A 6046-nucleotide genomic window follows, 5' to 3' on the forward strand; every position below is an offset into this window, starting at 1 on the left:
GTCCGGGAGCCGATCCCGGCCCGCCCGCGTGCGTCCGCGGTGCTGACGCCCGAGCCGTGGCAGCGGCTCAGGCGCCGGCGCGCGCCTCCAGCGCGTCCAGCAGCTTCGTCATGCGCTTGACCGAGATCGGGTGGGCCGTGCGCAGGTCCTGGGCCCACAGGCCGATGCGCAGCTCCTCGAGCGCCCAGCGCGCATGGCGCACGTCCGGCTCCTGGCGCTGCCACGGGCGCAGCCGGTCGCTGAGCGCGTAGAACCGCGCCTCGAGGTCCTGCACGTCCGCGAGGTGGACGTGCGTGCCGGCCGCCAGCAGGCGCCGGGTCGCCTCCAGGTAGAGCGGCATCCGGCGCAGCTGGGCGGTGCCGGCGTCGCGGACGAAGCCGGGGTAGACCAGCCACGAGAGCTGCACCCTGGCGTCCTCGGCCGCGTCGGAGCCGCCGGCGACCGGGACGACGTCGCCCAGCTTCTGCAGGGTCTGCACGACCGACCGCAGCGCCTGCTCGGCGACGTCGTAGACGTCGGCGCGGACCTGCTCGCGCAGCAGCGAGAACTCTGCCTCGTCCCACGCCGGGCCGCCGTGGCGCACGACGAGCTCGTCCAGCGCGGCGAGGAAGCAGTCCTCGATGACGGCGGCGGCGTCCGCGTACGGTCCCGTGGACAGCAGCAGCTTGGTGCGGACGTCGAGGGTGCGGCCGAGCTGGGGCACGGGCGTCGCGACGACGTACGACAGCAACCGCGCCTGGGCCTTGACCATGGCGGCTCGTTGCTCGCCCTCGGTCTCCAGCACGCGCAGCGCCACGCCGGCCTGGGCGCCCTCGTCGACCAGGGCGGGGTAGCCCGTCACCTGGCCGGCGGTGATCGTGCGCTCGACGGTGCCGACGTCCCACGCCTTGATGCCGGTCCGCTCCTCGGCCCGCGCGGTCTCGGTGAGGTCGGCCCGCAGGTGGTCGCGCAGGCGGGTGCGGAGCTCGTCGAGCGAGTCGCCGCGGGCGAGCTCGTCGCCGTCCTCGACGACGCGGTACGTCATGCGCAGGTGGGCGGGCAGCGACGACCAGTCGAAGTCGGACGGCTCGACGAGCACCCCGGTCTGCACCTTGATCTGGCGGGCCAGCGCCGTCGCCAGGTCGCCGTCGGCCGGGTCGAGGCGCCGGAGCGAGCGTCGCCGCGTGCTGCGGCGCGGGCACGAGCTGGCGGCGCAGCTGCTTGGGCAGGCTGCGCAGCAGGGCCGAGACCAGCTCGGCGCGCTGACCGGGGACGCCCCAGGCGAACTCGCCCTCGGAGACGGCCAGCAGCCGCTCCAGCGGGATGTCGACCGTGACGCCGTCCTCGACCACGCCGGGCTCGAACCGGTAGGTCAGCGGGTACGCCGCACCGTCGGAGAACCACTCGGTCGGGTAGAGCTCGTCCACGTCGGCGTCGACGTCGTCGGCGAGCAGCATCGACGGGTCGAACGTGAGCAGGTCGGGCTGCTCGTGCTTGGCCTTCTTCCACCAGGAGTCGAAGTGGCGGCCGGAGACGACGTCGGCCGGGACGCGCTCGTCGTAGAAGGCGAACAGCGTCTCGTCGTCGACGCGCAGGTCGCGGCGGCGCAGCCGGTCCTCGAGCTCGCCGACCTCGTCGAGGAACGCCCGGTTGCGGGCGAAGAACGCATGATGCGTGCGCCACTCGCCCTGCACGAGGGCGTGGCGGATGAACAGCTCGCGCGAGACGACCGGGTCGACGCGGCCGTACTGCACGAGGCGGTCGGCGACGAGCGGGACGCCGTACAGCGACACGCGCTCGCGGGCCATGACCGCGCCGCGCTTGATCGACCAGTGCGGCTCGCTGTAGCTGCGCTTGACCAGGTGCTCGCCGGCCTTCTCGGCCCACTCGGGCTGGATCTTGGCCACGTCGCGCGCCCACAGCCGGCTCGTCTCGACCAGCTCGCCGGCCATGACCAGCCGCGGCGGCTTCTTGGCCAGGCCCGAGCCGGGGAAGATGGCGAACTTGGCGTTGCGCGCCCCCAGGTACTCGCGCGAGTCGCCCTCGCGCAGGCCCACGTGCGACAGCAGCCCGTGCAGGAGCGCCTGGTGGACGGCGTCGGGGTCGGCGCCGTTGCGTCCGGGCCTCATGCCGAGCTCCTTGACCGTGCGGCGCAGCTGGGAGTGCACGTCGTGCCACTCACGGATGCGCAGGTAGTGCAGGAATTCGTCGCGGCACATCCGGCGGAACGCCGAGTGGCTCATCGACTCGCGCTGCTCGCGCAGGTACGTCCACAGCGACAGGTACGACAGGAAGTCCGAGTCCGGCTCGCGGAAGCGCGCGTGCTTCTCGTCGGCGGCCTGCTGGTGCTCCAGCGGACGCTCGCGCGGGTCCTGGATGCTCATCGCCGAGACGATGACCAGGACGTCGGCCAGGCAGCCGAGCCGGTCCGCGGCCATCACCATGCGGGCCATGCGCGGGTCGAGCGGCAGGCGCGACAGCGTGCGTCCGAGGTTGGTCAGGCGCGGGGTCCCGTCGCGGCCGTGCACGAGCGCGCCGAGCTCGGTGAGCAGCACGACGCCGTCGCCGACCGCGCGGGAGTCCGGCTTGTCCAGGAACGGGAAGGACGTCACGTCGCCCAGCTCGAGCGCGGCCATCTGCAGCAGGACCGACGCGAGGTTGGTGCGCTGGATCTCGGGGTCGGTGAACTCGGGCCGGCTCTCGAAGTCCTCCTCGGAGTACAGCCGGATGCAGATGCCCTCGGCGACGCGTCCGCAGCGGCCGGCGCGCTGACGGGCCGAGGCCTGCGACACCGGCTCGATGGGCAGGCGCTGCACCTTGAGCCGCTGGCTGTAGCGCGAGACGCGGGCGAAGCCGGGGTCGACGACGTACCGGATGCCCGGCACGGTCAGCGACGTCTCGGCGACGTTCGTGGCCAGGACGATCCGGCGGCCGCCGCTCGGCGCGGCGAAGATCTTCTGCTGGTCCTGGGCCGAGAGGCGTCCGTACAGCGGCAGGATCTCGGTGCGCGGCCACTTCTTGCCCTGCAGGTGCTCGGCGGTGTCGCGGATCTCGCGCTCGCCGGACAGGAAGACGAGCACGTCGCCCTCGCGGGGCAGCTCGGTGATGGCGTCGGCGATCGCCTGGAGCGGGTCGCCGTCCTCGCGCTCGACGAAGGGGCGGTAGCGCACCTCGATCGGGAACGTGCGTCCGCTGACCTCGATGACCGGGGCGCCGCCGAACATCTCGGCGAAGCGCTCGACGGCGATCGTCGCCGAGGTGATGACGACCTTGAGGTCGGGACGGCGGGGGAGCAGCTGGACGAGGTAGCCCAGCAGGAAGTCGATCGCCAGGCTCCGCTCGTGGGCCTCGTCGATGATGATCGTGTCGTAGCGGCTCAGGTCGCGGTCGTTCGCCAGCTCGGCCAGCAGCAGTCCGTCGGTGAGCAGCGTGATCGCGTCGCCGCGCTGGTCGTCGAACCGCACGGCGTAGCCGACCTCGGTGCCCAGCTCGACGCCGCACTCGTCGGCGATGCGCTTGGCCACCGAGCGGGCCGCGATGCGCCGCGGCTGGGTGTGCGCGATCGCGCGGCGACCGAGCTCGTAGGCGATCTTCGGCAGCTGCGTCGTCTTGCCCGACCCGGTCTCGCCGGCCACCACCACGACCTGGTGGTCGCGCAGGGCCGCCGCGATCTCGTCGTGGCGGTCGGTGATCGGGAGCGCGGGGTCGTACTCGATCCGCATCGTGCTCTCCGTGGTGCTCATCAGCGAAGTCCCAAGGTGTCGGCCAGCAGGGCGTACCCGACGAACGCGACGACGTCCAGGATCGTGTGGGCGACGATCAACGGCCACAGTCGTCCGGTGCGCAGGTAGAACCATCCCAGCAGAAGCCCCATCGCGACGTTCCCCAGGCCCTGCCCGACACCCTGGTAGAGGTGGTACGAGCCGCGCAGCAGGGCCGCCGCGACGACGATCGCGACCGGTCCCCAGCGCAGCTGGCGCAGCCGCGTGAACAGGTAGCCGACGACCACGACCTCCTCGAGCACCGCGTTCTGCACGGCCGACAGCACGAGCACGGGGACCGTCCACCAGTACGCCGACAGGTCGCTGGCCACCACCTCGGCGGTGACGCCGAGCGCCCGTCCCGCAAAGTAGACGCCCAGGCCCGGGATGCCGATGACCGCGGCCAGGACCGCTCCCCACGCCACGTCGGACGCGGGCCGGTCGCCGCCGAGCCCGAGCCGGGCGCGGACGCCGGGCAGCGTCGGGTCCCACCGCCGGTCGCTGGAGAGCAGGTACAGCGCGAGCGCCACCGGGACGAGGGCGAAGCCGATGCTCAGCAGGCTCAGCAGCAGGTCCAGCCACGCGTTGACGTCGCGCGTGGGGTTCAGGGTGGCGGTCGAGCCGCCGATGCCGGCGTCCGAGAGCGCCTTGCGCAGCAGGCTGACGACCGCGTACACGGCCGACTGGCCCAGCGACAGGCCCAGGACGATCCAGACCTCGGCCCGCAGTCCGCGCCGCGGGACGGTGGTCACAGCGAGTTCGTCGCGAAGGTGTCGCACGCCCCGATGGTGCCCGACTCGTACCCGGTGGTGAACCAGCGCTGCCGCTGCTCGCTGGAGCCGTGCGTCCAGGAGTCCTGGTTCACCGACCCGCCGCCGAGCTCGGACTGGATGTGGTCGTCGCCCACCGCCGCGGCGGCGGACAGCGCGGAGTCGATGTCGCGCTGGGTCAGCGGCTCGATGAGGGTGACGCCGTTCGCGTCCTGCGTGGACGCCGCGTGGTTGGCCCAGACGCCGGCCAGGCAGTCGGCCATGAGCTCGATGCGCACGCCGTTGCTCGTCGCGCCGGTGCGCCGGTCCTGGTACTTGCTGAGGATGCCCAGGATGTTCTCGACGTGGTGGCCGTACTCGTGGGCGACGACGTACATCTGCGCGAGCGTGCCGCCGTCGGCGCCGTAGGTGCTCGAGAGCTGGTCGAAGAAGGACGCGTCGATGTAGACCCGCTCGTCGGTGGGGCAGTAGAACGGGCCGGTCTGGTTCGACGCGGTGCCGCACGGTGACTGGGTGGCGCCGGAGTAGATGACGGTGCGAGCGTCGCGGTACTGGCGCCCGACGTCGGCCGGGAGCGCGTCGCGCCAGTAGTCCTGGACGCTGTTGACCGTGCCGACGATGCGGCAGTCGTCGTACCGGTTGGCGTCGGCACCCGTCCGGCAGTGGGAGAAGTCCCCGCTGCTGCTGGAGACGGTGCTCGACTCGAAGTGGTTGGTCGACCCGCCGGTGAGGCCGGACAGGTCGACCCCGAGGAAGGCGCCGACCAGCAGGATCAGCACGCCGCCGATGCCGCCGCCGATGAGGGCGCCGCCGCGTCCGCCGCCGCTCACCTGGCTGGTGTCGAGTCCCGCGTCGTCGTTGAAGCTCACCCCTCGGATCGTAGTGAGCCGGCCCCGGTCCAGCCCGTCGAGACGATCGGGCCTCGCACGGGGACGTCGGCGGTGAGCCCGCGTCCACCGGCGGGGCCGGCGTGGACGCCAGGTCACCGCCCTGCTCGAGCGGGAGTCGGCGGTCGCGGGAGGGGGCGGGGGAGGGCGGAGGCGCTCTACCGTGGCGGCGTGACCTCCTTCGCCGTGCCGTCCGCGCTGTCGGCCTCCGACCAGGTCCGGCGCCGTGGGCTGCGCCGGATGCGCACCGTCGCCACCTGCCTGCTGCTGCTCGCCGCCGTCGTCTTCGTGCTGACGCACGGCCAGGACGGCTGGGCCGGCTACGTGAACGCCACCGCCGAGGCGGCCATGGTCGGTGCCGTGGCCGACTGGTTCGCGGTGACGGCCCTGTTCCGCCACCCGCTCGGCGTCCCGGTGCCGCACACCGCGATCATCCCGCGCAAGAAGCAGATGCTGGGGGAGAGCCTGCAGGAGTTCGTCACCGACAACTTCCTGCACGAGGACGTCGTGCGCGAGCGCCTCGCCGACGCCCGGGTGAGCGAGCGGGTGGGGACGTGGCTGAGCGACCCCGACCACGGACGCCGCCTGGTCGACGTCGGCGCCCGGGTCGGCGCGGACGTGCGTCGAGCGACGCCGCGCCGCGACTCGA

Annotated in this window: 3 protein-coding genes and 1 pseudogene; 1 reads left to right on the forward strand and 3 read right to left on the reverse strand. The window is 72.9% G+C overall.

The genetic code is table 11. The features are described from left to right. Positions 1-67 precede the first annotated feature (67 nt). The 3 genes and pseudogenes from hrpA to ypfJ form a co-directional block, all read right to left on the reverse strand. A pseudogene (hrpA, locus tag AC2W7G_RS07830) lies at positions 68-3722 on the reverse strand (ATP-dependent RNA helicase HrpA). Then, positions 3722-4492 (reverse strand): CPBP family intramembrane glutamic endopeptidase, encoded by a 771-nt coding sequence (locus tag AC2W7G_RS07835; RefSeq protein WP_485867934.1) that lies wholly within the window; start codon positions 4490-4492, stop codon positions 3722-3724. Before AC2W7G_RS07835 ends, hrpA begins: the two are co-directional and overlap by 1 nt. Further along, positions 4489-5379 carry a KPN_02809 family neutral zinc metallopeptidase gene (gene ypfJ / locus AC2W7G_RS07840; RefSeq protein ID WP_485867935.1) on the reverse strand — a complete coding sequence of 297 codons (891 nt, stop codon included), beginning with the start codon at positions 5377-5379 and terminating at the stop codon, positions 4489-4491. Before ypfJ ends, AC2W7G_RS07835 begins: the two co-directional genes overlap by 4 nt. A gap of 189 nt (positions 5380-5568) precedes the next feature. Between ypfJ and AC2W7G_RS07845 the strand changes: the two genes are divergently transcribed. After that, positions 5569-6046 (forward strand): DUF445 family protein (locus tag AC2W7G_RS07845; protein ID WP_485867936.1); only part of this gene is annotated, 478 nt, incomplete at its 3' end.

It is taken from the genome of Aeromicrobium sp. PFPM2_SD2 (assembly GCF_057364525.1).